Annotated in this window: 29 protein-coding genes and 1 pseudogene; 21 read left to right on the top strand and 9 right to left on the bottom strand. The window is 70.9% G+C overall.

Going from position 1 to position 25845, the window contains the following annotated elements; genetic code table 11:
- Nucleotides 1–131: 131 nt before the first annotated feature.
- On the bottom strand, nucleotides 132–1055 hold the full coding sequence (mshD, locus tag ABTX78_RS31795) for a mycothiol synthase (protein ID WP_352210244.1): 924 nt from the start codon (nucleotides 1053–1055) through the stop codon (nucleotides 132–134).
- Nucleotides 1056–1236: 181 nt separating this feature from the next.
- Between mshD and ABTX78_RS31790 the strand changes: the two genes are divergently transcribed.
- The gene (locus tag ABTX78_RS31790) at nucleotides 1237–3024 is read left to right on the top strand and encodes a bifunctional metallophosphatase/5'-nucleotidase (RefSeq protein ID WP_352210243.1); all 1788 of its coding nucleotides are present in this window, start codon (nucleotides 1237–1239) and stop codon (nucleotides 3022–3024) included.
- A gap of 412 nt (nucleotides 3025–3436) precedes the next feature.
- The gene (locus ABTX78_RS31785) at nucleotides 3437–4303 is read left to right on the top strand and encodes a phosphatidylinositol-specific phospholipase C (RefSeq protein ID WP_352210242.1); all 867 of its coding nucleotides are present in this window, start codon (nucleotides 3437–3439) and stop codon (nucleotides 4301–4303) included.
- A gap of 59 nt (nucleotides 4304–4362) precedes the next feature.
- Here the strand turns inward: ABTX78_RS31785 and ABTX78_RS31780 are convergent, their stop codons facing one another.
- The 5 genes from ABTX78_RS31780 to ABTX78_RS31760 form a co-directional block, all read right to left on the bottom strand.
- On the bottom strand, nucleotides 4363–5772 hold the full coding sequence (locus tag ABTX78_RS31780) for a sensor histidine kinase (protein WP_352210241.1): 1410 nt from the start codon (nucleotides 5770–5772) through the stop codon (nucleotides 4363–4365).
- Complete coding sequence (locus ABTX78_RS31775) at nucleotides 5769–6494, bottom strand: response regulator transcription factor (protein WP_352210240.1); 726 nt, start codon at nucleotides 6492–6494, stop codon at nucleotides 5769–5771. Before ABTX78_RS31775 ends, ABTX78_RS31780 begins: the two co-directional genes overlap by 4 nt.
- A gap of 20 nt (nucleotides 6495–6514) precedes the next feature.
- Nucleotides 6515–7576 (bottom strand): S1C family serine protease, encoded by a 1062-nt coding sequence (locus ABTX78_RS31770; RefSeq protein WP_352210239.1) that lies wholly within the window; start codon nucleotides 7574–7576, stop codon nucleotides 6515–6517.
- Nucleotides 7577–7721: 145 nt separating this feature from the next.
- Complete coding sequence (locus ABTX78_RS31765) at nucleotides 7722–8744, bottom strand: LacI family DNA-binding transcriptional regulator (RefSeq protein ID WP_352210238.1); 1023 nt, start codon at nucleotides 8742–8744, stop codon at nucleotides 7722–7724.
- 24 nt (nucleotides 8745–8768) lie between these two features.
- A complete protein-coding gene (locus ABTX78_RS31760; RefSeq protein ID WP_352210237.1) occupies nucleotides 8769–9548 on the bottom strand; it encodes a winged helix-turn-helix transcriptional regulator in 780 nt (259 codons plus the stop codon).
- A 263-nt stretch (nucleotides 9549–9811) separates the two neighbouring features.
- On the opposite strand from ABTX78_RS31760, the pseudogene ABTX78_RS31755 reads away from it, so the two are divergent.
- The 8 genes and pseudogenes from ABTX78_RS31755 to ABTX78_RS31720 all read left to right on the top strand — a co-directional run.
- Nucleotides 9812–10585, top strand: a pseudogene (locus ABTX78_RS31755) (alpha/beta hydrolase); the annotation flags it as partial.
- A gap of 6 nt (nucleotides 10586–10591) precedes the next feature.
- Entirely contained in the window at nucleotides 10592–10876 is a 285-nt protein-coding gene (locus tag ABTX78_RS31750; RefSeq protein ID WP_352210249.1) for a MoaD/ThiS family protein, read from the top strand.
- Nucleotides 10877–10886: 10 nt separating this feature from the next.
- On the top strand, nucleotides 10887–12134 hold the full coding sequence (locus ABTX78_RS31745) for a hypothetical protein (protein WP_352210236.1): 1248 nt from the start codon (nucleotides 10887–10889) through the stop codon (nucleotides 12132–12134).
- Nucleotides 12135–12307: 173 nt separating this feature from the next.
- Nucleotides 12308–13057, top strand: a complete 750-nt coding sequence (locus ABTX78_RS31740) for an LmeA family phospholipid-binding protein (RefSeq protein ID WP_352210235.1) — start codon at nucleotides 12308–12310, stop codon at nucleotides 13055–13057.
- A gap of 191 nt (nucleotides 13058–13248) precedes the next feature.
- Nucleotides 13249–13332, top strand: coding sequence for a putative leader peptide (locus ABTX78_RS31735; RefSeq protein WP_350807544.1), 84 nt, complete (start codon nucleotides 13249–13251; stop codon nucleotides 13330–13332).
- 147 nt (nucleotides 13333–13479) lie between these two features.
- On the top strand, nucleotides 13480–14319 hold the full coding sequence (locus tag ABTX78_RS31730; RefSeq protein WP_352210234.1) for a sulfurtransferase: 840 nt from the start codon (nucleotides 13480–13482) through the stop codon (nucleotides 14317–14319).
- Nucleotides 14320–14346: 27 nt separating this feature from the next.
- Nucleotides 14347–14634, top strand: coding sequence for a DUF1416 domain-containing protein (locus tag ABTX78_RS31725; RefSeq protein WP_352210233.1), 288 nt, complete (start codon nucleotides 14347–14349; stop codon nucleotides 14632–14634).
- 97 nt (nucleotides 14635–14731) lie between these two features.
- On the top strand, nucleotides 14732–14992 hold the full coding sequence (locus tag ABTX78_RS31720) for a DUF3099 domain-containing protein (RefSeq protein ID WP_352210232.1): 261 nt from the start codon (nucleotides 14732–14734) through the stop codon (nucleotides 14990–14992).
- A 69-nt stretch (nucleotides 14993–15061) separates the two neighbouring features.
- Here the strand turns inward: ABTX78_RS31720 and ABTX78_RS31715 are convergent, their stop codons facing one another.
- Entirely contained in the window at nucleotides 15062–15424 is a 363-nt protein-coding gene (locus ABTX78_RS31715; protein WP_313945539.1) for a DsrE family protein, read from the bottom strand.
- A gap of 23 nt (nucleotides 15425–15447) precedes the next feature.
- On the opposite strand from ABTX78_RS31715, the gene ABTX78_RS31710 reads away from it, so the two are divergent.
- From ABTX78_RS31710 to ygfZ, 7 genes are all read left to right on the top strand, one after another.
- A complete protein-coding gene (locus ABTX78_RS31710; RefSeq protein ID WP_352210231.1) occupies nucleotides 15448–16269 on the top strand; it encodes a hypothetical protein in 822 nt (273 codons plus the stop codon).
- Entirely contained in the window at nucleotides 16266–17156 is an 891-nt protein-coding gene (locus ABTX78_RS31705) for a hypothetical protein (protein WP_352210230.1), read from the top strand. Before ABTX78_RS31710 ends, ABTX78_RS31705 begins: the two co-directional genes overlap by 4 nt.
- Nucleotides 17153–18196 carry a hypothetical protein gene (locus ABTX78_RS31700; RefSeq protein ID WP_352210229.1) on the top strand — a complete coding sequence of 348 codons (1044 nt, stop codon included), beginning with the start codon at nucleotides 17153–17155 and terminating at the stop codon, nucleotides 18194–18196. The genes ABTX78_RS31705 and ABTX78_RS31700 overlap by 4 nt, the downstream gene beginning before the upstream one ends.
- A gap of 246 nt (nucleotides 18197–18442) precedes the next feature.
- Nucleotides 18443–19015: a heme-binding beta-barrel domain-containing protein gene (locus ABTX78_RS31695; protein WP_352210228.1), complete on the top strand. Its 573-nt coding sequence runs from the start codon at nucleotides 18443–18445 to the stop codon at nucleotides 19013–19015.
- A gap of 115 nt (nucleotides 19016–19130) precedes the next feature.
- Nucleotides 19131–19604 carry a response regulator transcription factor gene (locus ABTX78_RS31690; RefSeq protein ID WP_352210227.1) on the top strand — a complete coding sequence of 158 codons (474 nt, stop codon included), beginning with the start codon at nucleotides 19131–19133 and terminating at the stop codon, nucleotides 19602–19604.
- Entirely contained in the window at nucleotides 19598–20035 is a 438-nt protein-coding gene (locus tag ABTX78_RS31685; RefSeq protein ID WP_313945545.1) for a Fur family transcriptional regulator, read from the top strand. Before ABTX78_RS31690 ends, ABTX78_RS31685 begins: the two co-directional genes overlap by 7 nt.
- Before the next feature lie 10 nt (nucleotides 20036–20045).
- Nucleotides 20046–21029 (top strand): CAF17-like 4Fe-4S cluster assembly/insertion protein YgfZ, encoded by a 984-nt coding sequence (gene ygfZ, locus ABTX78_RS31680; RefSeq protein ID WP_352210226.1) that lies wholly within the window; start codon nucleotides 20046–20048, stop codon nucleotides 21027–21029.
- Between the two features lie 85 nt (nucleotides 21030–21114).
- Here ygfZ and dtd read toward each other — a convergent pair whose 3' ends face one another.
- The gene (gene dtd, locus ABTX78_RS31675; protein ID WP_352210225.1) at nucleotides 21115–21552 is read right to left on the bottom strand and encodes a D-aminoacyl-tRNA deacylase; all 438 of its coding nucleotides are present in this window, start codon (nucleotides 21550–21552) and stop codon (nucleotides 21115–21117) included.
- A gap of 149 nt (nucleotides 21553–21701) precedes the next feature.
- Here dtd and ABTX78_RS31670 point away from each other — a divergent pair, with 149 nt between their 5' ends.
- Together ABTX78_RS31670 and ABTX78_RS31665 are read left to right on the top strand one after the other, a co-directional pair.
- Complete coding sequence (locus ABTX78_RS31670; RefSeq protein WP_352210224.1) at nucleotides 21702–22301, top strand: RsiG family protein; 600 nt, start codon at nucleotides 21702–21704, stop codon at nucleotides 22299–22301.
- 43 nt (nucleotides 22302–22344) lie between these two features.
- Complete coding sequence (locus ABTX78_RS31665; protein ID WP_352210223.1) at nucleotides 22345–23310, top strand: asparaginase; 966 nt, start codon at nucleotides 22345–22347, stop codon at nucleotides 23308–23310.
- Between the two features lie 233 nt (nucleotides 23311–23543).
- Here ABTX78_RS31665 and ABTX78_RS31660 read toward each other — a convergent pair whose 3' ends face one another.
- Nucleotides 23544–23711 carry a hypothetical protein gene (locus ABTX78_RS31660; RefSeq protein ID WP_352210222.1) on the bottom strand — a complete coding sequence of 56 codons (168 nt, stop codon included), beginning with the start codon at nucleotides 23709–23711 and terminating at the stop codon, nucleotides 23544–23546.
- Nucleotides 23712–23939: 228 nt separating this feature from the next.
- Here ABTX78_RS31660 and ABTX78_RS31655 point away from each other — a divergent pair, with 228 nt between their 5' ends.
- Nucleotides 23940–24821: a GntR family transcriptional regulator gene (locus ABTX78_RS31655; RefSeq protein WP_352210221.1), complete on the top strand. Its 882-nt coding sequence runs from the start codon at nucleotides 23940–23942 to the stop codon at nucleotides 24819–24821.
- Nucleotides 24822–24971: 150 nt separating this feature from the next.
- Nucleotides 24972–25700, top strand: a complete 729-nt coding sequence (locus ABTX78_RS31650; RefSeq protein ID WP_352210220.1) for an HAD family hydrolase — start codon at nucleotides 24972–24974, stop codon at nucleotides 25698–25700.
- The last annotated feature ends 145 nt before the right edge of the window (nucleotides 25701–25845 follow it).

Here is a 25845-nt window from a genome sequence, read left to right as displayed (position 1 = left end):
GCAAGCATGCGGCGACATCCGTCGTACCGCTCGTTGCGGCGCACCGCGTCCCGTCAACTCGCGCCGCCGGCCGTCCCGTCGGGCTCGCGTGAAGAAGGGGGCCGGGTCAACCGGCCCCTCCGCAGGCTCGTTCAGGACTCCGCGCGGTACATCAGGTCCACCTCGTGCGTGACGAAGCCCAGTCGCTCGTACACCGCGAGTGCCGCCGGGTTGTCCGCGTCCACGTAGAGCATGGCCGTCGGCATCTGCTGGGCCGCCAGGTGGCGCAGGCCGATCGCGGTCAGGGCCTTGCCGAGACCGCCGCCCTGGGCATCGGGGCGGATGCCCACCACGTACACCTCGCCCAGGTGTTCCTCCGCGTGCACCTTCGTCCAGTGGAAGCCGATGATCTCGCCGTCGCGCTCCGCCAGGAAGAAGCCCTTCGGGTCGAACCACGGTTCGTTCTTGCGGTCGTCGAGGTCCCGTTGGGTGAGCGAGCCCTGCTCCGGGTGGTGGGCGAAGGCCGCGGCGTTCACCGCGAGCCAGGCCGCGTCGTCCTGGCCGGGGACGAAGGTGCGCACCGTGACCCCGGCCGGGAACACCGGCTCGGGGATGTCGAGTGGGCTCAGGGGCCTTCGCAGCTGGCGCAGTTCGCGGAACAGGCTGAGCCCGAGGACCTGGGCCAGGTGCCGGGCCGCCGACTTCCCGCCGTGTGCCCATACGCGCAGCCGCTTGCCCGAGGCGCCGAGGAGCGCGCTGCCCAGGGCCCGGCCGTGGCCGCGGCCGCGGTGGCGCGGGTGGACCACGAGTTCGGCGGCCGGGGCCTCCACCGGGTCGGTGTCCTCCAACTGGGCGTAGCCGATCAGTTCGTCGCCGATGGTCAGCAGGAAGTGGCGTACGCCTTCCCGCCTTCCGCCGCGCAGTTGCAGCCGGCCCTGCTCGGAGACGGCCTGCATCCCGTCGTTGCCGGCGGCCTCGGCGAGCAGATCCATCACGGCTTCCGCCTGCTCGGGAGTCAGCTCGTCATAGGTCAGGATCTGCCGGCCGGGCTCCGGAATCACCGCGTCAGTCGTCATGGGAAGAGCGTACGGCGGGGGGCACGGACCGCGGGTGGCACGCCGGACGGCAATGGTCCGGCCGGGGTCGGTCACCGCGAAGGCAATCAGGTCGTAACCCGTACACCCCTGTCGCGCTACGCGCGTTGACTCTAGGCTGCCGCTCGCACCCTCAGACGCGCTGAGACCTACAAGGGGACAGATGTCAGCGACACCGCACAGAAACCGCAGCCGCATACTCGCCGCGGTCGCCGGCCTGACCACCGTCGGCGCTCTGGTCGCCGCGATGCCGGCAGGAGCCTCCGAGAGCGGCCACGGACACGGCCGCACCGTTGACGTCCAGCTCCTGTCCTTCAATGACCTGCACGGGAACCTGGAGCCGCCCGCCGGCTCGGCCGGGCGGGTCACGCACACCGACGAGGACGGCACCACGAGGACGATCGACGCGGGCGGCGTCGAGTACCTCGCCACGCACCTGCGTCAGGCGCGCGAGGACCACCGGTACTCGGTGACCGCCGCGGCCGGTGACATGGTCGGCGCGTCCCCGCTGCTGTCCGGTCTCTTCCACGACGAGCCCACCGTCGAGGCGCTGAACAAGCTGAAGCTCGACGTCTCCTCGGTCGGCAACCACGAGTTCGACGAGGGGGCCCAGGAACTGGCCCGTCTGCAGAACGGCGGCTGCCACCCGACCGAGGGCTGCTACGAGAAGGGGAAGAAGTTCAAGGGCGCGGACTTCCCCTACCTCGCGGCCAATGTGACGAAGGAGAAGAGCGGCAAGCCGCTGCTCGACCCGTACTTCATCTGGAAGAAGAACGGGGTCAGGATCGGATTCATCGGCGTGACCCTGGAGGGCACGCCGAACATCGTCAGCGCCGAGGGCGTCAAGGGCCTGAAGTTCGGCGACGAGGTCGAGACGATCAACAAGTACACCAAGGTCCTGGAGCGCAAGGGCGTCAAGTCGATCGTCGCCCTGATCCACGAGGGCGGTGCGCCCGCCTCGGCGTCGTACAACTACAACTGCGACAGCCCGGGCCCGGGCGACGGCATCTCCGGCCCGATCGTGGACATCGCCAAGAAGGTCAGCCCGCAGGTCGACGCGCTGGTCACCGGTCACACCCACCAGGCGTACGCGTGCTCGATCCCCGACCCGTCGGGCAAGCCGCGCACCGTCACCTCGGCCGCGTCGTTCGGCAAGCTCTACACCGACACGACCCTCACCTACGACCGGCGCACGAACGACGTGGTGCGTACGGCCGTGGCCTCCGCGAACCACGTCGTCACCCGTGACGTGGCGAAGGCCCCGGACATGACGAAGCTGATCCAGCGCTGGAACACGCTGGCCGCGCCGATCGCGAGCCGTCCCGTGGGCTACATCTCCGCCGACATCGAGAACCCGGCGGACGTCCCCGAGAAGCCGGTGGGCAACCTGATCGCGGACGCCCAGCTGGAGGGCCTCGCGCCGGCCGACAAGGGCGGGGCGCAGCTGGCCGTCATGAACCCGGGCGGTGTCCGCGCGGGGTTGGTGCACAAGGCGGCGGGCGGCGAGGGCGACGGTGTCGTGACGTACGGCGAGGCCTTCACCGTGCAGCCGTTCACCAACATGATGAACGTCGTCGACCTGACCGGCGCGCAGCTGGTCACCATGCTCCAGCAGCAGGTCAGCGGCGCGAACCAGGCCGCACCGAAGATCCTTCAGGTGTCCAGGGGCTTCACCTACACCCTGGACATGACGAAGTCGGGCACCGACCGGATCGTGACGTCGTCGGTGAAGCTGAACGGTGAGGCGCTCGACCCGGCGAAGACCTACCGGGTCGCGATGAACGAGTTCCTCGCGGGCGGCGGCGACGGGTTCGCCGTGCTGAAGGAGCACAAGAACAAGCTCGTCGGCGCCTCCGACCTGGATGTGCTGACCGCCTACCTGGCCGCGCACTCGACGGCGGCCTCGCCGCTGGCGCCGCCGGCCACCGGCCGGATCACGGTCGTCAAGTAGCAGCAGACGCAGGGACGGTGGGGCGGCGGGCCTTCGGGCGCGCCGCCCCACCGGCGTTAGGCGTGGCCGGCACCCACCGGCGTTTTGGCCGGCCGGCGTGCAGCCGGTGTTTGCCGGGCCGGCGCCCCACCGGCGTTTGCCGGGCCGGCGTGCCCCAGCCGCCGCATCGGTGTTTGCCGGCCGGAGTGCCACAGCGCCCCACCGGCCCGGTGCCCCGCCGGCAGCGGCTGCCGTCCCATCGGCTCCGCGCGGCATCGGCCCAGCGCCCCACCGGCCCGGCGCCTCACACGCCCCGTGGGTCCGCCGCTTCCCGGTGCCCGGTCCCGGCCCGTCCCGGCCGGAAACCGCTGTTTATTACTGGCCAGTCCGGAGGCTGGTGGTGCTTGACGTGACCCCGCCATAATCCGGGGCCATGGACCGACGGAGCTTTCTCGCGGGGGCCGCAGCCCTGACCGCGACCGCCCTCATCTCCCCACCGGCCGCAGTCGCGGCACCGCGCCGCATCCTTTCCCCCCAGGACTGGATGGCGGGTCACGGTGACTCGACCGCCCTGCAGCGTCTGACGATCCCCGGCACCCACGACTCCGGCGCCCGCTTCGGCGGCCCGTGGGCCGAGTGCCAGAACACCACGATCGCCCAGCAGTTGACCAGCGGAATCCGCTTCCTCGACGTCCGCTGCCGGGTCACCGGCGACTCGTTCGCCATCCATCACGGCCCGGCATTCCAGAACATGATGTTCGGCGACGTCCTCATCGCCTGCCGGGACTTCCTCCGGGCCCACCCGTCCGAGACCGTGCTCATGCGCGTCAAGCAGGAGTACTCGAGCGACAGCGACGCGACCTTCCGCCGGATCTTCGACACCTATCTGGACACCAAGGGCTGGCGGCCGCTGTTCCGGATCGGCGACGGGATTCCGTCCCTCGGCGATGCCCGCGGCAAGGTCGTGCTCCTCGGCGACAACGGCGGACTGCCCGGGGTGCGCTACGCCGACGGTGCGCTGTTCGACATCCAGGACGACTGGAACGCGCTGCCGGGCGCCAAGTACCCCAAGATCGAGGCGCACTTCCGGCGGGCCTCTGAACAGCCCGGCAAGCTGTTCATCAACTACGTCAGCACGTCCGCGAGCCTGCCGCCGCGCTGGAACTCCGACAACCTCAACCCGCGGGTCCACTCGTTCATCGACGGCACGGCGAGCGGCTGGCGCGGGCTCGGGATCGTCCCCCTCGACTTCCCGGCCACCCGCGGTGGTCTCGTCGAGTCCCTGATCCGGCACAACTGACACCCCTGGCCGCGGAACGGACACGGCGGTTTCACAGGAAGACCGTCACAGCGAGAACGTCACAGCGAGGCCGGGGGCGGCTCGGCCGCCCCCGGCAGCCTGATCAGCGCCCGTGTGCCGCCGCCCGCCGCCGGCTCCAGCTCGATCTCGCCGCCCGCCTGCTGCACGGTGCGTGCCACGATCGACAGACCGAGCCCCGATCCGGGCAGCGCCCGCGCGGAGGACGAGCGCCAGAAGCGTTCGAAGACATGCGGCAGGTCCTCGGCATCGATGCCGGGCCCGTGGTCCCGCACCGTCAGCTCGCCGGCCTTCAGCCGCACCTCGACCACCCCGCTCGGAGGCGAGAACTTCACGGCGTTGTCGAGGACATTGACGAGCGCCCGCTCCAGCGCGGCGGGCTCGGCCCGTACGTACCAGGGCGAGACATCCGACGCGAACGTCAGCTCCGGGCCGCGCAGCCGCACCCGCTCCAGCGCCGCGTCCACGATCTCGTGCAGGGCGACCACCTGGAGCGGCCCGCCGTCGACCGCGTCGGGCCGGGACAGCTCCTGCAAGTCACCGATCAGCGCGGCCAGTTCGGTCATCTGCGCCTTCACCGACGCCATCAGCGCGGTCCGGTCCGCGGGCGGGATCGCCCGCCCGGTCTGTTCGCTGCGCGCCAGCAGCTCGATGTTCGTCCGCAACGACGTCAGCGGCGTCCGCAGTTCGTGACCCGCGTCCGCGATCAGCTGCGCCTGGCGGTCTCGCGAGGAGGCGAGGGCCGCGGTCATCGAGTTGAACGAGCGCGACAGCCGGGCGATCTCGTCCTCGCCCTCGACGGGGATACGGACGGTCAGATCCTCGGTGCGGGCGATGTGCTCGACGGCACCGGTGAGCCGGTCGACGGGCCTGAGTCCGGTGCGGGCCACCCACAGGCCGGCCGCGCCCGCGCCGACGACACCGATGCCGGCGACGGCGGTGAGGAACAGGGCGAGACGGTTCAGCGAGGTGTTGATCTCGGCGAGCGGTCGGGAGACGGACACCGCCACGGTGACACCGCCGATGTCCTCCTGCTCCGTGCGCACCCGCACCTCGGCGCCCGCGTCGGTGGTGCTGTCGTGCAGGCCGATGCGCGAGGTGCCGTCCGCGACGGCGATGTCCTCCTCCTGCACCTTCACGGGCTGCGAGTAGGCGACCGGGCAGCGACGGCCGTCCGGCGCCACGATCTGGACGTAAGCGAAGTTCGACGTCGGGGTGTTCTCGACGGGGCTCTGCCCCTGGAGGCACTCCTGGTACGCCTGGAGCAGCGCGGGCCGGGGCGCGCCGATGTTCTTCAGCGAGGTGTTCAGCTCGTCGTTCAGCTGCGCCCTCGTGAGCAGCCAGCAGGCGACGGACACGGCCGCGACGGCGACCGCGACGGCGGTGGCCACCAGCAGTGCGAGCCGGGACCGGATCGGCAGGGCACGGAACCGGTGGACCGGGCCCGTCACCCCTCACCGCCGCCGGTGCGGAGCGCGTACCCCACCCCCCGCACCGTGTGCACGAGGCGCGGCTCTCCGCCCGCCTCCGTCTTGCGTCGCAGGTACATCACATACACATCCAGCGAATTGGAACTGGGCTCGAAGTCGAACCCCCATACGGCCTTGAGGATCTGCTCACGGGTGAGCACCTGGCGCGGATGGGACAGGAACATCTCCAGGAGTGTGAACTCGGTACGCGTCAGCTCCACCGGGCGCGTGCCGCGGTGGACCTCGCGGGTCGCCAGGTCCATCCGCAGGTCGGCGAAGGCCAGCACGTCGTCCTCGCCCGCCGCGCCCGCGGCCGACGCGTACGAGCTGCGCCGCAGCAGCGCGCGGATCCGGGCGAACAGCTCGTCCAGTTCGAACGGCTTGACCAGGTAGTCGTCGGCGCCCGCGTCCAGACCGGTGACCCGGTCGCCGACGGTGTCGCGGGCGGTCAGCATGAGGATCGGCACCGTCGACCCGGACGCGCGTACCCTGCGGGCCGCGGTCAGGCCGTCCATCCGCGGCATCTGGACGTCGAGCACGATCAGGTCCGGGGCGTACGCCTCCGCCTTCTCCAGCGCGTCGATGCCGTCGACGGCGACCTCCGTGCCGTACCCCTCGAAGGCCAGACTGCGCTGGAGCGCCTCCCGGACGGCGGGCTCGTCGTCCACGATGAGGATGCGTTCGCCTTCACGGGGGGTCGTCATGGCACCAGCCTCGCACGCACTCAGCTGCTGCCGCCGTCGCGCAGTGCGTCGAGGTCGCCCTTCACGGTGTCGATCGGGATGGCGAAACCGAGGCCGACACTGCCCGCGGTGGAACCGGTCGCGGAACTGGGTGAGTACATGGCCGAGTTGATGCCGATGATCTCGCCGTTCATGTTGATGAGGGCGCCGCCGGAGTTGCCGGGGTTGAGGGACGCGTCCGTCTGGAGGGCCTTGTACGTGGTCTTCGAGGAGCCGGTGTCGCCGTTGAACTCCTGCCCGCCGAACTCGAACGGCCAGTTGCCGCCGCCGCCCTGTTGCCCCTGCCCCTGGCCCTGGCCCTGCCCCTGACCCTGCCCCTGGTCCTTCGCGACCGTCACATCGCGGTCGAGCGCGGACACGATGCCGCTGGTGACCGTGCCGGTCAGACCCTCCGGCGAGCCGATCGCGACGACCTCGTCACCCACCTTGACCTTGCTGGAGTCCCCGAGCGCCGCCGCCTTCAGCCCCTTCGCCCCGTCCAGCGCGATGAGCGCCAGGTCCTTGTCGGGATCGGTGCCGACGACCTTCGCGGTGTACGACTTGCCGTCGTCGAGCCGCACCTTGACGGTGTCGGCGCCCGCGATCACATGGTTGTTGGTGATGATCTCGCCGTCGGAGGTGATGATCACGCCCGAGCCGGTGGACTCACCGGCGGAGGTGGTCGCGTTGATCTCCACGATGCTCGGCGACACGGCCTGGGCGACGCCCGCGACGGTGCCGGCGGTCGTACGGGACACCGTGGTCCCGCTGACCGCCGAGCCGGCCGAGTCGCTGCCGTTGCCGGCGAAGTGCTGGACGAGGACGGAGGTTCCGCCGCCGACGACGGCCGCGATGAGCGCGACGGCGGCGATGAGGGCGACGGGACGCCTGGCCCTGGCCCGGTGCGTGGCAGGCTGTGCGGGCTCCTCGGGGCCGACCGGGTCGTACGGCGGGGGCGGCGGGTAGGAGGGGCCGCCGTCGAACACCGGGGCGGCGGTGTCGTACGGGTGCGCGCCGGTGGTGTACGGCTGCGGATGCGACTGCGCTGGATAGTGGTCCGTCATGCCGATGACTGTTCTCCTGCCGGATGAGAACAGTCTGAGGCGCTTCTGAGAACCACCCGAGAACCGGCGAAAGCCAGTCCCCGCACCGGGCCACGGCCTCCCGGCGCCGGACATGGGCCGCGCCGGCGCCCGGCGCCCGACAGACTCAGGCGCAGCCGCAGGACCGGCGGATCACCAGGCCCGAGGGGAACTGCTTCACCCTCTCGCGGCGCGAACCGGCCACCCGCAGGCCGTCGTCCAGCACCAGGTCCACCGCCGCCCGTGCCATCGCCGGGCGGTCCGAGGAGATCGTTGTCAGAGGCGGGTCCGTCAGGGCCGCTTCCTTGACGTCGTCGAAGCCCGCCACCGCGAGCTCGCCGGGCACGTCGATCCGCAGTTCCCGGGCGGCCCGCAGGACACCGATCGCCTGGTCGTCCGTCGAGCAGAAGATGGCCGGCGGCCGGTCGGGGCCCGCCAGCAGCTTCAGGGCCACGAGATACGCGTCGTAGCGGTTGTACGGGGCCTGGAACAGCCGGTCATCGACCGAGCGGCCGGACTCCAGCATCGCGCGGCGCCAGCCCTCGACGTGGTCGGCGACGGGGTCGCCGACGGCCGGGGTGGACTCCATGCCGCCGAGACAGGCGACGTACGCGTAGCCGTGCTCCAGGAGGTGCCGGGTGGCCAGCTGCGCACCGCCGACGTCGTCGGTGACCACCGCGACGTCGTCGATCGCCTCGGGCCGCTCGTGCAGCAGCACCACCCGCGCGTCCCACGCCTCGATCTCCGCGGCGGCCCGCTCGCTCGGTCCCTGGCTGACAAGGATCAGACCGGAGACCCGCATCCCGAGGAAGGCCCGCAGATAGTGGACCTCGCGCTCGTCGCGGTAGTCGGAATTGCCGACGAGGACCATTTTCCCGCGCTCGGCCGCGGCCTGTTCCACCGCGTGCGCCATCTCGGCGAAGAAGGGCTGCCGGGCGTCCGGGACGATCATTCCTATGAGATCCGTGCGCCGCGACGCCATGGCCTGGGCGACCCGGTCGGGCCGGTACCCCAGTTCCTTGATCGCTGCGAGAACCCGTTCGCGCGTGGCCGGGGCGACCGGCCGGGGTCCGTTGTTGATGACATAGCTCACGACGGCGGTCGACGTACCCGCCAGTCGCGCAACATCGTCCCGCGTCACCTTGGCCACGCGCGGCAGTCTACGCGTGGTGACCTACCTGTGTGCAGGGCGTACGGCCGCTTCCTCCTCCGAGGTCCCCTGCTCCGTACGGGTGGCCGAACCCGCCGCCTTCGCCTTGGCCTCCTCGGCCGCGCGCTCGACCTTCTCCGGCGCGACGAAGCGGTATCCCACGTTCCGCACGGTGCCGATGAGCGACTCGTGCTCCGGGCCCAGCTTGGCGCGGAGCCGGCGTACGTGGACGTCGACCGTCCGCGTGCCGCCGAAGTAGTCGTAGCCCCAGACCTCCTGGAGCAGCTGCGCGCGGGTGAAGACCCGGCCGGGGTGCTGCGCGAGGTACTTGAGCAGCTCGAACTCCTTGAAGGTCAGGTCCAGGACCCGGCCCTTCAGCTTCGCGCTGTACGTTGCCTCGTCGACCGACAGATCGCCGTTGCGGATCTCCATGGGGGAGTCGTCGGAGGTGATCTGCTGGCGGCCCGTCGCAAGGCGCAGCCGTGCCTCGACCTCGGCGGGGCCCGCCGTGTCCAGCAGTACGTCGTCGATGCCCCAGTCCGCGGTGACGGCCGCGAGGCCGCCCTCCGTGACGACGAGCATCAGCGGGCAGCCGGGCCCGGTGGAGCGCAGCAGCTGGCACAGCGACCGCACCTGTGGCAGATCGCGGCGTCCGTCGACCAGGATGACGTCGGCACCGGGGGTGTCGACGAGAGCGGGGCCCTCGGCGGGGGCGACCCGCACGTTGTGCAGCAGCAGTCCGAGGGCGGGAAGCACCTCCGTCGACGGCTGGAGGGCATTGGTCAGAAGCAACAGTGAGCTCATCGGGCTCCACCTGCCCAGGTCGTCTGCGTCTGACGGGGTTCGTGCACGGTTCGCTCGCCCATAACGTCGGTTCCTCCTCGGTCCCTGCGAGGACGTGATGCGGCCCTGCTTCGTTCTTCGGCTCCCGCGCGCCCTTGAGAGCCTTTGTTCACCTGCCTGTAACAACGGCCGGAAAACGCAAAAGGACCCGGGGGCTGCGTTGCCCGGATCCTCTGCCCAGCACAATAGCCCACATGAGTTCCGAGGCAGAGGGCTGATGTCACATGGTGGATGTTTCCTCGATCACCCGTGGCCCTCGGCGCGCAACCCTGCGGACCGCGGACGGGGTCCGCATCGAGGCGCTCCGCACGCCATGGGTACACGGCAACAGTGACACCGCGATCGTCGTCGCGCACGGGTTCACGGGTTCGGTGGACCGGCCGGCCGTGCGCCGGGCGGCGGCCGTCTTCGCGCAGCGTGCGGCCGTGGTCACCTTCTCCTTCCGCGGGCACGGGAACTCCGGCGGCCGCTCCACGGTCGGCGACCGCGAGGTGCTCGACCTCGCCGCCGCGGTCGAGTGGGCGCGTACCTGCGGCCACCGCCGGGTGGTCACGGTCGGTTTCTCGATGGGCGGTTCGGTCGTGCTCCGGCATGCGGCGATGCACAGGGGGCGCAGTGAGGCACGGACCGACGCCGTGGCCTCGGTGAGCGCCCCCGCCCGCTGGTACTACCGCGGTACGGCTCCGATGCGGCGGCTGCACTGGGTGGTGACCCGGCCGCTGGGCCGCGTGGTCGGCCGGTACGGCCTGCGGACCCGTATCCACACCGAGGACTGGGACCCCGTGCCGCTCTCGCCGGTGGAGGCTGTGCCGCTGATCGCGCCGACCCCGCTGCTGATCGTGCACGGCGACCGCGATCCGTACTTCCCGCTGGACCATCCCCGGATGCTGGCGGCGGCCGGGGACGCCGAACTGTGGCTGGAAGCGGGCATGGGGCACGCCGAGAACGCCGCCGACGACCGGTTGCTGGGCCGTCTCGCGGACTGGCTGGTCCCCGCGTGGCCCATGATGGATGCCGACGAAAGGAAGGGCGCCATGGCAGCGGGAACGATCCGCTACTGGGCCGCGGCGAAAGCGGCGGCCGGGATCGCGGAGGAGCCGTACACGGCGGAGACGCTCGCCGAAGCGCTCGACGCGGCACGCGAGAGGCATCCGGGAGAGCTGACGCGTGTGCTGAAACGGTGCTCGTTCCTCGTCGACGGTGATCCCGTCGGGACCCGTGACCATGAGACCGTACGCCTTGCCGAGGGCGGCACGGTCGAGGTGCTCCCGCCGTTCGCAGGAGGGTGAACCGCACACCATGAGCAGCGACCAGCAGTATCCGTACGGGCCGTACGGGCAGCAGCACGGGCAGCAGCAGCCGTACCCGCCGCAGCCGCAGTACCAGGATGCGTACCGGCAGCAGCCGCACGACGGTCAGTACGACCCGTCGTACGACCAGTCGCACGCGCAGGAGCCCTACCCGCAGCAGTCCCACCCGCGGCAGGGGCATCCGCAGGAGTCCCACCCGCAGCAGCACCAGCAGCAGGGGTATCCCCAGCAGGCGTACCCGCAGGCCGCGCAGACCTGGGAGGGCGAGACCTGGGACACGCAGTACCAGCCGGTTCTGCCCCCCGCGCAGACCCCGGTCGCCGCCGACACCGCGTATCTGCCCGTGCAGGGCGCCCACCCGCTGCCGCCCGAGACCCCCGCGTACGCCGAGCCCGCGGCCGAGCCGGTTGTCCCCGACGCATCCCCCGCCGCACCGGCGGGCGAGGGCTACAGCACGCCCACGCTCGGCGGGAACGCCCGGATCACGGACGCCCAGCGCGCCCGCGCCGAGGGCCGTTCGCCGATCATCCCGCCCGGCATCCAGCCCGCCGGGCTGACCGCCGCTCTCGGCCTGCTCCTCGCCGCCGGCGCGGCCATCGGCCCGTACGCGCTGCTCGTGCCGCTCGTCCTGCTCCAGGCCGTCACGGCCGCCGGCTGGTTCCGGCTGAACGGCATGTGGCCGGCCCGGCAGGGCATCGCGCTCGCTTTCGCGGGCGGGCTCACGGCCGACGTCGTCCTGCTCTCGGTCGGCCGGGAGAACGCACCGGCGGCCATCGTCGGCACGCTCGGCGTGTGGGTGCTCATCACCCTCGTCCTCCAGCTGCGCAGCCGTGCGGGTGCGGACGAGCGGATGCAGGGCCTGATGGCGACCGTGGCATCGTCCGCCCTGGCGATCCTTGCGACCGGCCATCTGGCGGCCGCCGACGACGCCGTGGTGATCGGCGGGATCGCCGTCGCCGTGGCGACCGTGGCCCGCGCGCTGCCGCTGCCCCCCGTCGCCTCCGTCGTGCTGTCGCTGCTCGCGGCCACGGGTGCGGGCGTCGCCGCGGGAGGCGCCACCGGCATCGGCGCCTCGGGCGCGCTGCTCGGCCTCACGGCGGGCGTCCTCGCGCTCGTCGGCCTGCGGGCGGCCAGCTACGACTACCCGTCCCGCTTCGTCCACTTCACCGCCGGGGTGGCGCTGCCGCTGACCGCCGCGGCGCCCGCGGTCTACCTGATCGGCCGCGTACTGGTCTGAGGCGGCGTACCGGTCTGGGGCTGGGGGGCCGGTCCGGGGGCGTGGGGAACGTGTGTGCGGAACCAATGCCCCCGCCCGGACGTCGATCACAGACGAGAAGGCGTCGTCCGGTCTTGGTTAGGCTCACGGGCGTCACGGGGGTCTGACGAATAAGGGTGGGGGACACCGAAGCAATGCGCGCACTGCGAATACTGCTCATCATGGCCGTCGTCCTCGGCGGCATATTCGTCGCCGCGGACCGGATCGCGGTGAACATGGCCGAGTCCGAGGCCGCCGACAAGATCAAAAGCAGTCAAGGGCTGAATTCCACTCCCGAGGTCTCCATCAAGGGCTTCCCCTTCCTCACCCAGGTGCTGGGCAAGGAGCTCGACGAGATAGACGTGAGCATCAGCGGGATCACCGGCAGCGCCGGCGGCCACACGGTGAACGTCACCGAGGTGAAGGCCGAACTGCTCGACGTGAGGATCAACAGCAGCTTCTCCTCCGCCACCGCGAGCCGCGCCGACGGCTCCGCCCGTGTCTCGTACGCGGATCTGACGAAGGCCGCCCCGAAGGGCGCCACGGTCTCCTACGCCGGTCCCGAGCGGGCCGCCCGGGGCCAGGTCAAGCTCACCGGGCCGCTGGACGAACTGCTGGACGGCGCGGGCGTCGAGATTCCCGGCGCGCTCGAAGGACTGGTCAAGGGCCGGACCGTTTCGACGTACAGCAAGGTCTCGCTCCATGCCGGCACCACGCTCCGGCTGAAGGCGGAGACGCTGCCCTCCCTGCCGGTGCCCGGCTTCGACGAGAAGCTGCGCGAGCTCGTCGACTACGACCTGAAGATCGACGGTCTGCCCGCCGGCATCAAGCTCGACAAGCTGGAGGCGACGAAGGAGGGCCTGAGGTTCTCCGGCGTCGGCAAGGACGTGTCGCTCGCGGGCTGACCCGCGCCGCCCGGGCACGGCCGCATGGTGAGACGGCCGTGTCCGCTGGGCAGATGAACACGAGGCGGGGACCGGTCCGGAGACCGCGGGGAGCGGTCCGGGCCGGTCTGCGTACCACATGCTGGACGATCGCGTCTCAGAATCCGACACGCCGGTGACATGGCGGCCGACTCGTCCCTACGATCGGTGGCATGAAGCAGCGACAGGCGGACCTCACGAAGCGGCGGGCAGTAGACCTGTGCCGCGTCGCCGCCATGCTCTGTCGCGCTGTCTGAGCGGGAGCTTTCTCCCGTTTCCCCCGGGCCCTTCGATGGTTTTCAGGGCCACCCCCGGCGCTTCGCGCAGTGCCCTCGCGCATCCGCGCAACCGCGCCCCCCGCCTCTTCGCAACACCCGCCGCACACTGCCCCGGAGGAGAACAGCATGAGCCGCAGCGACGTCCTGGTAGACGCCGACTGGGTCGAGGCCCACATCGACGACCCGAAGGTCGCCATCGTCGAGGTTGACGAGGACACCTCGGCGTACGACAAGAACCACATCAAGAACGCGATCCGGATCGACTGGACGAAGGACCTCCAGGACCCGGTCCGCCGTGACTTCATCGACCAGGAGGGCTTCGAGAAGCTCCTGTCGGCGAAGGGCATCGCGAACGACACCACCGTCGTCCTCTACGGCGGCAACAACAACTGGTTCGCCTCCTACGCGTTCTGGTACTTCAAGCTCTACGGCCACGGCGACGTCCGCCTCCTCGACGGCGGCCGCAAGAAGTGGGAGCTCGACTCCCGCGACCTGGTCGACGAGGTCCCCGAGCGGCCGGCCACGGACTACAAGGCCAAGCCCCAGGACGTCTCGATCCGCGCCTTCCGTGACGACGTGGTCAAGGCGATCGGCTCCCAGAACCTGGTCGACGTGCGCTCGCCCGACGAGTTCAGCGGCAAGCTGCTCGCCCCGGCGCACCTCCCGCAGGAGCAGTCGCAGCGCCCCGGCCACGTGCCGAGCGCCCGCAACATCCCGTGGTCCAAGAACGCCAACGACGACGGCACCTTCAAGTCGGACGAAGAGCTCAGGGCCCTCTACGAGGACGAGCAGGTCGACCTGTCGAAGGACACCATCGCCTACTGCCGTATCGGCGAGCGCTCCGCGCTGACCTGGTTCGTGCTGCACCAGCTGCTCGGCCAGGAGAACGTCAAGAACTACGACGGTTCGTGGACCGAGTACGGCTCCCTCGTCGGCGTGCCGATCGAGCTCGGCGCCAACAAGTAACCGACCCCGACCTTTCTGGAGAGCAGTATGTGTGGAGCGAAGGCCGGCGGCCCCGACGCCTCGTCGATCAAGCCCGGTGAGACCACCATCCAGGGCCACGTGACCCGCGACGGCGAGCCCGTCACCGGTTATGTGCGTCTGCTGGACTCGACCGGCGAGTTCACCGCCGAGGTCCCGACCTCGGCGACCGGACAGTTCCGCTTCTACGCGGCCGAGGGCACGTGGACCGTGCGCGCCCTGGTGCCGGGCGGTACGGCGGACCGTACGGTCGTCGCCCGGACCGGCGGCCTCTCCGAGGTCGCGATCGCGGTCTGAGCCGCTGATCGGGCACACCTGAACGGCCAAGGGCCGCACCCCCGGGGGTTGGACGCCACCGGATGGGGGTGCGGCCCTTCGGTCGTACGCTGGAGACATGTACGCACGGCGTCGGCGCGGCTATTTCTGGCTGATGGGCGGATGCGTGGTCCTGTTCGTGTCCGCCTGGTCCGTGGTGCGGCTGTGGTCGGTGCCGGTCGCCGTCGGTATGTGTGTCGTCGCCATGGTCATCCCGCCGTTCGCGGCGATGATCGCGAACCGGCGGGGGCCCGAGGACCGCTGGTGGGACGACCCGTCGGGCGACAAGCAGTCCGACGACTGGTGGGACGAGTTGGACGGCAAGAACCGACGGCAGTAGTGGACTCGGTGGCTCCCGCGGACTGCCGTACCCACTCGTGACGGACCGTCAACAAGGCGGCAGGCGCAGCTAGTAGACGAGAGCCTGCACGCCGTCGCCCATGATCTCGCTGACGAAGACCTGCGCGCCCGCGATGCGTACGCCCTCGATGACGTCCTTCTCTGTGATGTCCCGGCGGGCCGCGCACTGCGTGCAGAGCGTGATCAGCCCCACCGCCTGGATCGACTCGATGAGCGTCGGCAGCGGCGCCGCGTGCGGCAGTTCGAACTCGGCGGCCCGCCCCGGCAGCGCGAACCACGCGGACTCACCGGTCAGCCAGAGCGACACCTCCACCCCGCTGGCGGCGGCGACGGCCGCCACGGTGAACGCCTGCGAGCAGCGCTCGGGCGCATCGGAACCAGCGGTGACCTTGATCACGAGCTTCTTCGCCATATGCCGAACTGTAATGCGCGGCGGTGCAACCCACCCCGGGGCCGGTGGGTCTGTTGGGTGTGCACATACCGGAAGATCAAGAGAAGCCTGGTGAGCCCGAGGCTCCCGAGGCGGCGGCCCCGCGCGGGCGGGGCCGTACGGCGCTGGTCGTCGGGGCGGCGGCGGTGCTGGGGGTGCTGGCCGGAACGGTGACCGGCTACGCCGTACAGATGGAACGCGAGCCGACACCGCTGGCACCGTTGTCGCAGCCGGAGTTGCGGACGCCGAAGACGGTCGCCGCCGGTCCGGATACCACCCCGCTGACGGTCAGCGCGAACCGCCGGCACGCGACGGACGGCGATCTGCGTCAGCTGCTCGTCAAGAAGCCGAAGGGTGCCCGGACGGACCGGGCGGTGGTGTCCGACGGCTGGACCGACGTCGTCTCGTTCTCCGACGGCTTCGAGAAGCCCGACCGGCAGTTCACCTACCTGGCCGAGCTCGACATCCGGCGCATCGCCACGACCGCCTGGGAGCAGCGGGGCGGCATCTTCGTCACCGTCCATCTCATCCAGTTCCGGGACACGGCCAGGACCGCGGCGGCGGACTGGGTCTCCGACCAGCAGTCCTACATGCCGACGGAGGAGTTCGCCGGGCGATCCGGCGAACTCATCGCGGGCAGCAACAACGGGCGGGTGTACGTGTTCGACGAACCCGTTCGCAAGGCGGGTTACGAACCGCTGTACCAGGCCCGGGTCCTCGCGTACCGCGGTGATGTGGCCATGGAGATCTGGTACGTCGACAACAGCAGCAAGATCTCCGAGAAGGCCGTGACGGCCCTCGCCGAGCAGCAACTGGGGCGCCTGTGAACGAGCAGCCTTCCATCCCCGGGCCGCCGGCGGGCGAGGAACCTGCCGTCCCGGACCCGCCCGCATCACCGCCGGTCGTCTCCGGCGGGCAGGGCGCGGCCGGCGAGCCGCCTTCCGGCCCCGCCTCGCAGGAGCCGCTTCCCGAGGTCCTCGGCTCTCTCAAGGAGCCGCGGCGTGTGCGCCCCGGACTGATCGCTGCGGTGTCGGGGGCCCTCGCGCTCGCCGTGGTCGCCGGTGCGGGTGTTCTGGCGTTCGACCGGCTCGGTGACGCGGACCGCACCGCGCCCACCGTGGTGTGGGTCAATCCCCCGCAGCTTCCCGAGAAGCCGGCGGCGGAGCCCACGGGCCTCGCCGCCAAACTGCCTCCGGTGCCGTACGCATACCGGCTGGGACCGGACGTGGACGGCCTGGGCAACAACACCGTCCTCGGCAGGAAGCAAGCGGTCGTCAGGTTCAAGGAAGGAACCCGCGGCCTCACCCCCGCGCAGCGCAAGGCGAGGGACAAGGCGATCGACAAGCTGCGGCTCCAGGGCCTCGCCGTGCGCAGCTATGTCTCCCTCGACCAAGGGCTGATCGTCGAGATGCAGCTCGCGCAGATCGAGAACGCGAAGGACGGCCGGAAGCTGGCCGCCTTCCAGAGCGAGTTCGCCGACGCGCTCGGCGTGCTGCGCAAGGGCCCCACCGTCCCCGGCTTCGAGAACGCGACGTGCTTCCTGACGCCGAAGAGCACCGAGACGAAGCTCGACGCGATGTTCTGCAGCGCCTACGAAGGCGACGTGCTGGTCAACGTGTACGCCTACGGCCTCAGGCCGCTGGGCACCGCATCCGCCACCGAGTTGCTGAAGCTCCAGCTGGAGCATCTCGAATCCCCCGGGGAGTCCGTGTGATCGACGAAACCCGCACGGCACCCGGGGTGCGATCCGTGCACGAGGCAGACCCGGCCGCGCCGCAGGCCGACGGTGGCGCTCCACCGCAGGCCCCGCATGCCCCGGAGGCTCCGGAGGGCCAGGTGACCTCGGCGTCCGCCGCACCCGCCGCGACGCTCACGCCCGCCGCGCCCATGGTGACCTCGGCGTCCGCCGCACCCGCCGCGACGCTCACGCCCGCCGCGTCCGCCGCGCCCATGGTGACCTCCGCCCCCGCGGCGACGCTCACGCCCGCCGCACCCGGCCGCCGGAGGCGCCTTCGGACCGTGCTCCGCTGGACCGCCGCCACGGTGGTCTTCGCCGCCCTGGGAACGGCCGTCGCGTACGGCATCACCGAGCAGCAGCGCACCGACGTGCCCGGGCTCGCCACCGAGAACGACGGCCGCTGGGCCTACCCGAAGCTGGCGAAGCCGGTGCTGCCGGCCGGGGCGGTCGATCCGTTCGACCGGACCAACGAGGGTCAGGTCCACTACGCGGATCTGAGCGCTCTGCTGCTCCCCCCGCCTGCCGGGGCCCGCCCGGACAAGCAGCTCGGGGGCGGACGGGTTCCCGTCGGCCGATTCCTCGCCGAGTTCCCCGGGCACCAGCGCGAGGACCTGGACCAGGACCTCGTCGACGGGGGGCTGCGACACGTCGTGGCGCGGGGCTGGACCATGGCGGACTCCACCAGCACACGGATCTATCTGCTGCGTTTCCACTCGGCCGTGTTCGCCGACGAGTTCTTCTCGGCACACCTCGGCGGGGAGCCGGAGGCGGTCGCGCCGCTGAACGGGGTGGACCAGGTCGCGCCGGTCGACGAGTCCTACCCGGCCACCACCGCGGGCGTTCCCTCGACCGACCGCCATGTGTACGGCGAGTCGGAGCCGGGAGCGGTCCACGTGCGGCACGCTTACATCACCGCCGGCGACACCGTCGCGCTGATCGTCCAGTCCCGGAAGGGCACGTCCGCGGCGGTCCCCTTCCACCAGACCGTCGTCCTGCAGAATCAGCTGCTCGGCTGACCTCGCAGAGAGGCGTGACCGTCAACCCATTAGGCTGGGCACCGGCCCCGTTCCGCCACATCGCTCATCCGAGGAGCACCCCGTGCTTGAGGCATTCTTCGAAGCCCTTCTGGTCCTGGTCTGCGTCGGCGTCGCCGCCTTCGCCTGGCTGACCGTGAAGAAGCTCTACCAGGGTCAGCGCTAGCCGAGCCGTACCGCCGAGCCCTGTGACGACAGCCCCATCACTACAGATCGCCTGAGTTGCTCATGATCGAGATTCCGTCCGACCTGAACCCGGACCTCGTCCCCCTCGCCTTCCTCCTCGGAACCTGGGAGGGCGCGGGCGTCTCCGACTTTCCCGGCGCCGAGAAGTGCAACTTCGGCCAGTCCGTCACCTTCAGCCACGACGGCCGGGACTTCGTCGAGTACGTCTCGCACTCCTGGGTGCTGGACGCCGAGGGCAACAAGGTCAGGCCGCTGGAGAGCGAGCACGGCTACTGGCGCATCGACAAGGACCGCAAGGTCGAGGTCGTCATGGTCCGCGACCAGGGCGTGGTCGAGGTCTGGTACGGCGAACTGGCCGACCAGAAGCCGCAGATCGATCTCGTGACGGACGCGATCGCGCGGACCGCGTCCGCAGGTCCGTACAGCGGCGGCAAGCGGCTCTACGGGTATGTGAAGAGCGACCTGATGTGGGTGGGCGAGAAGTCCACGCCCGAGGTGCCGCTGCGGCCGTACATGTCGGCGCATCTGAAGAAGGTCGTCTCCCCGGAGCAGGTCGAGTCCTGGGCCAAGGACCTCGGCGACCTCCCCGACGACGGCATCGCGTTCTTCAAGTAGTCCGCGCGGCCCGTACTCCTCGGGCAGTGCGTGCTCCTTTGCGGCGGCCCGCGATCTCAAGCAACCCGAAGAGGATTCTCAGAGTCCTCTGAGGTACGGCAGGTAGCTCTGGAATGTGACCAGAGCTGCCACCGTGCTCGTCGTGGACGACGAGCCGGACATCCGTGAACTCCTCGCCCAGACGCTGCGCCTCGCCGGCTTCGACGTCAGCTGCGCGGCCACCGGCATCCAGGCCATGCAGCAGCTCGGCGGCCATGACCCGGATCTGGTCGTACTGGACGTGCTGCTGCCCGATCTCGACGGGTTCGAGATCGCCCGCATGATGCGCAGGGCCGGGCACGGCATGCCGGTCCTCTTCCTCACCGCCCCCGGCGCGGCCGACCGCTGCACCGGGCCCGCGGGTGAGGCGGACGCGTGCGTGGCCAAGCCGTTCAGCCTCGAAGAGGTGGTGCTGCGGATCCGGGCCCTCCTCGGCCGGACGCGGGACGCGGACGCGGTGCCACCCCGCCCGGACCGTCCGATCCGCGAAGTGCCCCCGCAGACCCCCGTCCGTCGCCCGGCGGCGGACCTACACTGGGTCCCGTGGTGAGCATCGACTGGAAGAGCGATCTGCGGCAGCGCGGCTACCGGCTGACCCCACAGCGGCAGCTTGTCCTGGAGGCCGTCGACTCCCTGGAGCACGCGACCCCCGACGACATCCTCGCCGAGGTGCGCAAGACGGCGTCCGGCGTGAACATCTCCACCGTCTACCGGACCCTGGAGCTCCTGGAGGAGCTCCACCTGGTCTCGCACGCCCATCTCGGCCACGGCGCTCCGACCTATCACCTCGCCGACCGGCACCACCACATCCATCTGGTGTGCCGCGACTGCACGACCGTGATCGAGGCGGACGTCTCCGTCGCCTCCGAGTTCACCGCGAAGCTACGCGAGACCTTCGGGTTCGAGACGGACATGAAGCACTTCGCGATCTTCGGCCGCTGCGAGAAGTGCTCTGCCGAGGCTTCCACCACCGAGTCGTAGGCTGGGGCACATGCTGCAACATTCACGTACAGCCAGCCCTCTGCTGTCCCGGCCCGGCGCGGTCCCCGCCGAGGGACACGATGAAGGGGTCGCCGCGCACTACGGCGACCTGTTCCGTGAGCAGCGTGCCCTCGCGGACGGCCGGGGACTCGTCGACCTCTCCCACCGCGGTGTCGTCGCCGTCACCGGTGACGACCGGCTGAGCTGGCTGCACCTGCTGCTCACGCAGCATGTGAGCGACCTTCCGGCGGGGCAGGCCACCGAGGCGCTGATCCTCTCCGCCCACGGCCACATCGAGCACGCCCTGTACCTCGTCGACGACGGCGAGACGGTGTGGATGCATGTGGAGCCGGGCACCGAGGAGGCGCTCATCGCCTACCTGGAGTCGATGAAGTTCTTCTACCGGGTCGAGGTCGCCGAGCGCACCGCCGATGTCGCGGTGGTGCATCTGCCCGCCGGCTCCATCGCCGAGGTCCCGAGCGGCGTGGTCGTACGCGAGACCCCGCACGGCCGCGATCTGTTCCTGCCGCGCGCCGACCTGGAGACGTACGCCGACGCCAACGGCCCTCTCGCCGGGATCCTGGCCTACGAGGCCCTGCGCGTGGAGACCCACCGCCCGCGCGTCGGCTTCGAGACCGACCACCGCACCATCCCGCACGAGCTGGGCTGGATCGGCTCCGCGGTCCACCTCCAGAAGGGCTGCTACCGCGGCCAGGAGACGGTGGCGCGCGTCCACAACCTGGGGAAGCCGCCGCGCCGACTGGTCTTCCTGCATCTGGACGGCAGCGAGGTCCATCTGCCCGGCCCCGGCACCCCGATCCGGCTCGCGGCCGACGGCGAGGAGGGCCGCAAGCTCGGGTTCATCACCACCTCGGCCCGCCACCACGAGCTCGGCCCGATCGCGCTGGCGCTGGTGAAGCGCAATGTGCCGGTGGACGCGGAGCTGCTGGCGGGCGAGACGGCGGCCGCGCAGGAAACGGTCGTCGAGCCGTAGACGCGACGGACCCGGGAGCGGTCGTGCCGGGTCGCGCCCCTCAGGTCCCGCCCGGCCCCGGCCGGTCAGATCTCGATCAGTCCGGTCAGATCTCGATCAGTACGGTGAACGGGCCGTGATTGGTGAGCGAGACCCGCATGCTTGCCCCGAACCGGCCCGTCCGCACCGTCGCCCCCAGTGCTCGCAGCTGCGCCACCACCTCGTCCACCAGCGGCTCGGCCACCGGCCCGGGCGCGGCCGCGTTCCAGGTGGGGCGGCGGCCCTTCCGGGCGTCCCCGTAGAGAGTGAACTGCGAAATCACCAGCAAGGGCGCATTCACGTCCGAGCAGGACTTCTCGCCCTCCAGGATTCTCAGTGACCAGAGCTTCCGGGCGAGCTGCGCCGCCTTCTCCGCGGTGTCCTCGTGGGTGACTCCCACCAGCACACACAGGCCTTCGCCGATGATCTCGCCGACCGTCTCGGAGCCGGACTCCTCCGTCACGTCGACGCTCGCGCCGTCGACCCTCTGCACCACCGCACGCATGGAGACCAACCTATCTGGGGCTGAACGGGTGCAGAGCGCCTGCGTCGGACGGTTCGGGAGTGGCACGATGCCATGAGGCGGTGCATCCCCCCGGCCCTTCCGGGCCTGCGGAGAGCCCATGCACCGGTCGAGGGGACGGACATACGCACATGAGCACATCTGGCGCCGGGCAGACGACGGGTCCCGTTTCGATTCCCGCATTCCCACCGGCGGCGGCCCGTGCCGCCCGCCCGCCCCAGCAGCGGACCGCGGACGCCCTGCCGGAGCCGCCGCAGTACGACCTCCCCGCGCTGCGGCTGCCCGAGCTGCGGGTGCTGCGCCGTGACGCCCAGCGCGACGAGGCGGACCTCAGCTATGTACGGCGGCTGCTCCAGGGTCGGATCGACATCCTGCGGGCGGAGCTCGCGCGGCGTACCGACCCCGAGACCCCGGTGGTGGACCGGCTGTCGGAGATCCTCGCCGACACCCCCTCCCGGCAGCGCTCCTCGGCCCGCCATGTGACGCTCTCGACGCCGCACGGCGAGGAGTACCGGCGGCTCGCGGCCGAGATGCTCTCCGACGTGGAGCTGTCCGACCTCGGCGCCCGTACGGACGAAGAGCTGCACGCCGGAATGGGGCAGCTGATCCGCTATGAACAGCAGGTGTCGCGCCGCCGACAGCTGCTGCAGCGCACGGCGGACGATTGCAGTGCGGAGATCGCCCGCAGGTACCGTGAGGGCGAAGCGCAAGTAGACGACCTGCTCACCTGAGGCGATCCTGCCGGGAGCGGGTTCCCGCCCCGGAAGGCCGACGATGAGCTCCACCCCCGCCAGCACCGCCATACCGCCGGTCCTCGCCGAAGTCGTACGTTCCGGCTTTGTCGAGGGCCATCACCGCGGGTCTCTCGTCGTCCTCGCGGCCGACGGCAGTGTGGAGTTCGCGCTCGGCGACCCGGTGACCCCCGTCTTTCCGCGCTCCAGCAACAAGCCGATGCAGGCGGCCGCGGTCCTCCGGGCCGGGCTCGACCTCTCGGGGGAGCGGCTGGCGCTGGCGGCCGCGAGTCACTCCGGAGAAAGCTTTCACCTCGATCTCGTACGGAAGATGCTCGCCGAGCACGGCCTGACGGCGGACGAGCTGCGGACCCCGCCCGACCTGCCGCTGGACCCCGCCGAGGCCGAGACGTACCTCGCCACGGGGCATGTGCGTGACCGGGTCACCATGAACTGCTCCGGCAAGCACGCCGCGATGCTGGCTGCCTGCGCCCGGGCCGGCTGGGACCGTACGACCTACCTCGACCCGGTGCATCCGCTCCAGCAGCTGGTGCACCAGGTCGTCGAGGACGCCTCCGGCGAGCAGGTGAGCGCGGTGGGCACCGACGGCTGCGGAGCGCCGCTGATGGCGATCAGCCTCACCGGGCTCGCCCGGTCCTTCCGCTCCTTCGTGCTCGCCGGCGCCGGCACGGCCGAACGTCGGGTCGCCGACGCGATGCGGGCGCACCCGGAGTACGTGGCCGGCACCCGCAGGGCCGACACCTGGCTGATGCGGGAGGTGCCCGGCGCACTGTCCAAGATGGGCGCCGAGGCCGTGCAGGCGGTGGCGCTGGACGACGGTCGCGCGCTGGCCTTCAAGGTCGACGACGGCGGGAGCCGCGCGCTCGGGCCCGTGCTGGCCAGGGCGCTGCGTCTGATGGGCGTGGACGCGCCGGTGGTGGCGAGGATCGGCCGGATGCCGCTGCTCGGCGGCGGGGCCGAGGTCGGGGAAATCCGCGCGACGTTCTGACGGCCGCGTGCAAGGCGTGGATGGACGCGCCCCCCGGAAGGCGCGACAAGCGCGACAAGCGCGACATGTTCTGACGTCTGCGGCGCGGGCGTGCCCGGACATCTCCTGACGTCCGGGGCGTCAGAGTGCCCGGACACCTGTGACGTCCGCGGCGCGGGGGCCGCTCGCGCGGTGATGTCCGGGCGGGGTGCGTTTGGTGCGCTCGGTGGTGCGTGTGGGGAGAGTTGTGTCTGTCAGCTGCCGGCGCTGATGGCGGGTGTGATGAGGAGAATGCCGCCGATGCCGGCGCAGGTGGCGTTCTCGGCCTTGACTCCGATGGTCAGCAGAGCGAGCCCTACGGCGGCCACGAAGCCGTACCGCAGCTGCACGTACTGCTCGAGAAGAAGGGCGATCAGGGGCACGGCGATCCCTCCTCGGGCTGGGGAGTGGAACGGCAGATGTGCGGAGTCGTCCGCGAGCGGCACCCGTACGACGGTGGACGGGGAGCAGCGGAGCTACGGACTGCGGACCGGTTCGACCTACCGGCCAAGTAGCGACCAACTTCATTGAAGTTGTCCCCACTTGGTTGCAGTCCATAAACAACTTGCAGGTAACTCCCGCTAGATGGTCAGAAGTTGTAGCGTTCTGTTGTGACCCATGAGCACAGTGCACTCGACGGCACCGGAAAACCCTCGCCCCACGAGGTGGCCGACATCCTGACCGAGCGCATCCGGTCCGGCCGGCTCCGGGCCGGTGAGCGGATGCCCACGCAGGAGACCCTGGCCGACGAGTTCGGCGTCGAGCGCCGTGCGATCCGGCAGGCGCTCGATCTGCTGCGGGACGCAGGTCTGCTCACCGCCGGCGTCCGGGGCGCCCCGGCGCGCATCACGCCGCCGAGGGAGGGCGAGGCCTCAACGGAGCCGCAGCAGACCGCCGCCGGGCTGCGGCCGCGGGTGCTGGAGGCGTTCCGGTCCCGGCACGTGACCATCGACGCGATCTGTCTGACCGCCGAGTCGCTGAATCTGGCGCTCGCCGACCCGTTGCAGCTGATGCGCTCGGGCCAGGTCACCCCCGAGAGTGTGACCGTCCGGCTGCTGCTGCCCTCGCGTGATCTGGACCTTGCCTTCCCCCGGCCCGCCGAGGACGCGGCGGACGAGAGGAAGGTCCACGAGCACTGGCTGTCGCTGCGCAACAGTCACGGCCAGGTCCTGCGCTCGAGTCTCCGGGCGCTGCGTACGACCCGCGGCATCGACGTGGACGTCACCCTGAAGGCGCTGCCCTTCACGCCGCCCGTGAAGCTCTATCTGCTGAACGGCTCCGAGGCGCTGTTCGCGTACTACACGGTGAAGAAGCGCGAGGAGCAGATCGACGACACTCCCACCGTGATCTACGACGCGCTCGGCAGCGACTCGCTGCTGTTCGCCTTCGAGCGCGCCGGGGAGGCGCGGGACGAGTCCTTTGTGATCCAGTCGCAGGCTTGGTTCGACGGCCTGTGGGGCACGCTTGCCTCGGACATCACCCTCGCCGGCTGACCCGACGGCCGCCCCGCGAGGAGCCCGGCGCGATCCGGGGGGCCGGCCCTCCTCGTCAACCACCCTTTCCGGCAACGGTGTTGCGGGCAGTATGGGGAGACGGCACCGGCCGGTCCGGACCTGCCCCCCTGCCCCGACGGACGGAGCGATGTGACCGACTCGCACCCGACCGCTGTGTCCGGCCTCTTCACCGCCGCCAAGTGCGTGCTCTTCGACTTCGACGGGCCCGTGTGCGACCTCTTCGCCGGGCACGCGGCATCCGATGTGGCACGCGCCCTGCGGCAGTGGATCGCGCGGAACATGCCGGCCGGTGTGCCGCAGCCGCAGGCCGTCGACGATCCGCTCGCCTGGCTGCGGGCCGCGGCCGTCGAGTACCCCGGCGGTGGGCTGGTGACGTCGATGGAGCGCCACCTCGCCACGCTGGAGGTGACGGCGACCCTGAGCGCTGAGCCGACCGCGGGGGTGGACGAGCTGATACGGCGCCTCGGCGCGGCGAGCTTCCGGCTGGCCGTCACCACGAACAACTCCGCACGAGCGGCACAGGGTTACCTCGTCCGCGCCGGCCTCGCCGACTTCTTCGGCGACCACATACACGGCCGCGTCGCCGACCCGCTGCGGATGAAGCCGGACCCGCACTGTCTGAGCCGGGCCCTGGAGACGACCGGGTCGACTCCTGCCGAGTCCCTGATGATCGGGGACTCGGCCGCGGACTGTCTGGCCGCGGCGGAACTGGGGGTGCCGTTCCTCGGGTACGCGCCGAACGCCGGGAAGCGCCGCGAACTGATCGCCGCGGGCGCGGACGAGGAAGCGATCGTCTCGACCATCGTGGAGCTGCTGCCGGTGCTCGACGGGCTGGGGGCGGGCCTTCCGGTCGAATAGCGGCCAACTGCGGCCGGCTTCGGGGAGATGGCCACAGGGTGGCCGCCGCTGCTGTAACTTCGCAGCACGCTTCGATCGGCTGAGCGGGGTACTCGGCGCCTCTAGTGTGCTTCGAGCGGGTGAGTTCAGACTCTGCGGGGGCGAG

Origin of the sequence: Streptomyces sp. NPDC096193 (assembly GCF_040302905.1) — a bacterium.
Classification (GTDB): Bacteria; Actinomycetota; Actinomycetes; order Streptomycetales; family Streptomycetaceae; genus Streptomyces.
This window is presented reverse-complemented; position numbering and strand designations above follow the sequence as displayed.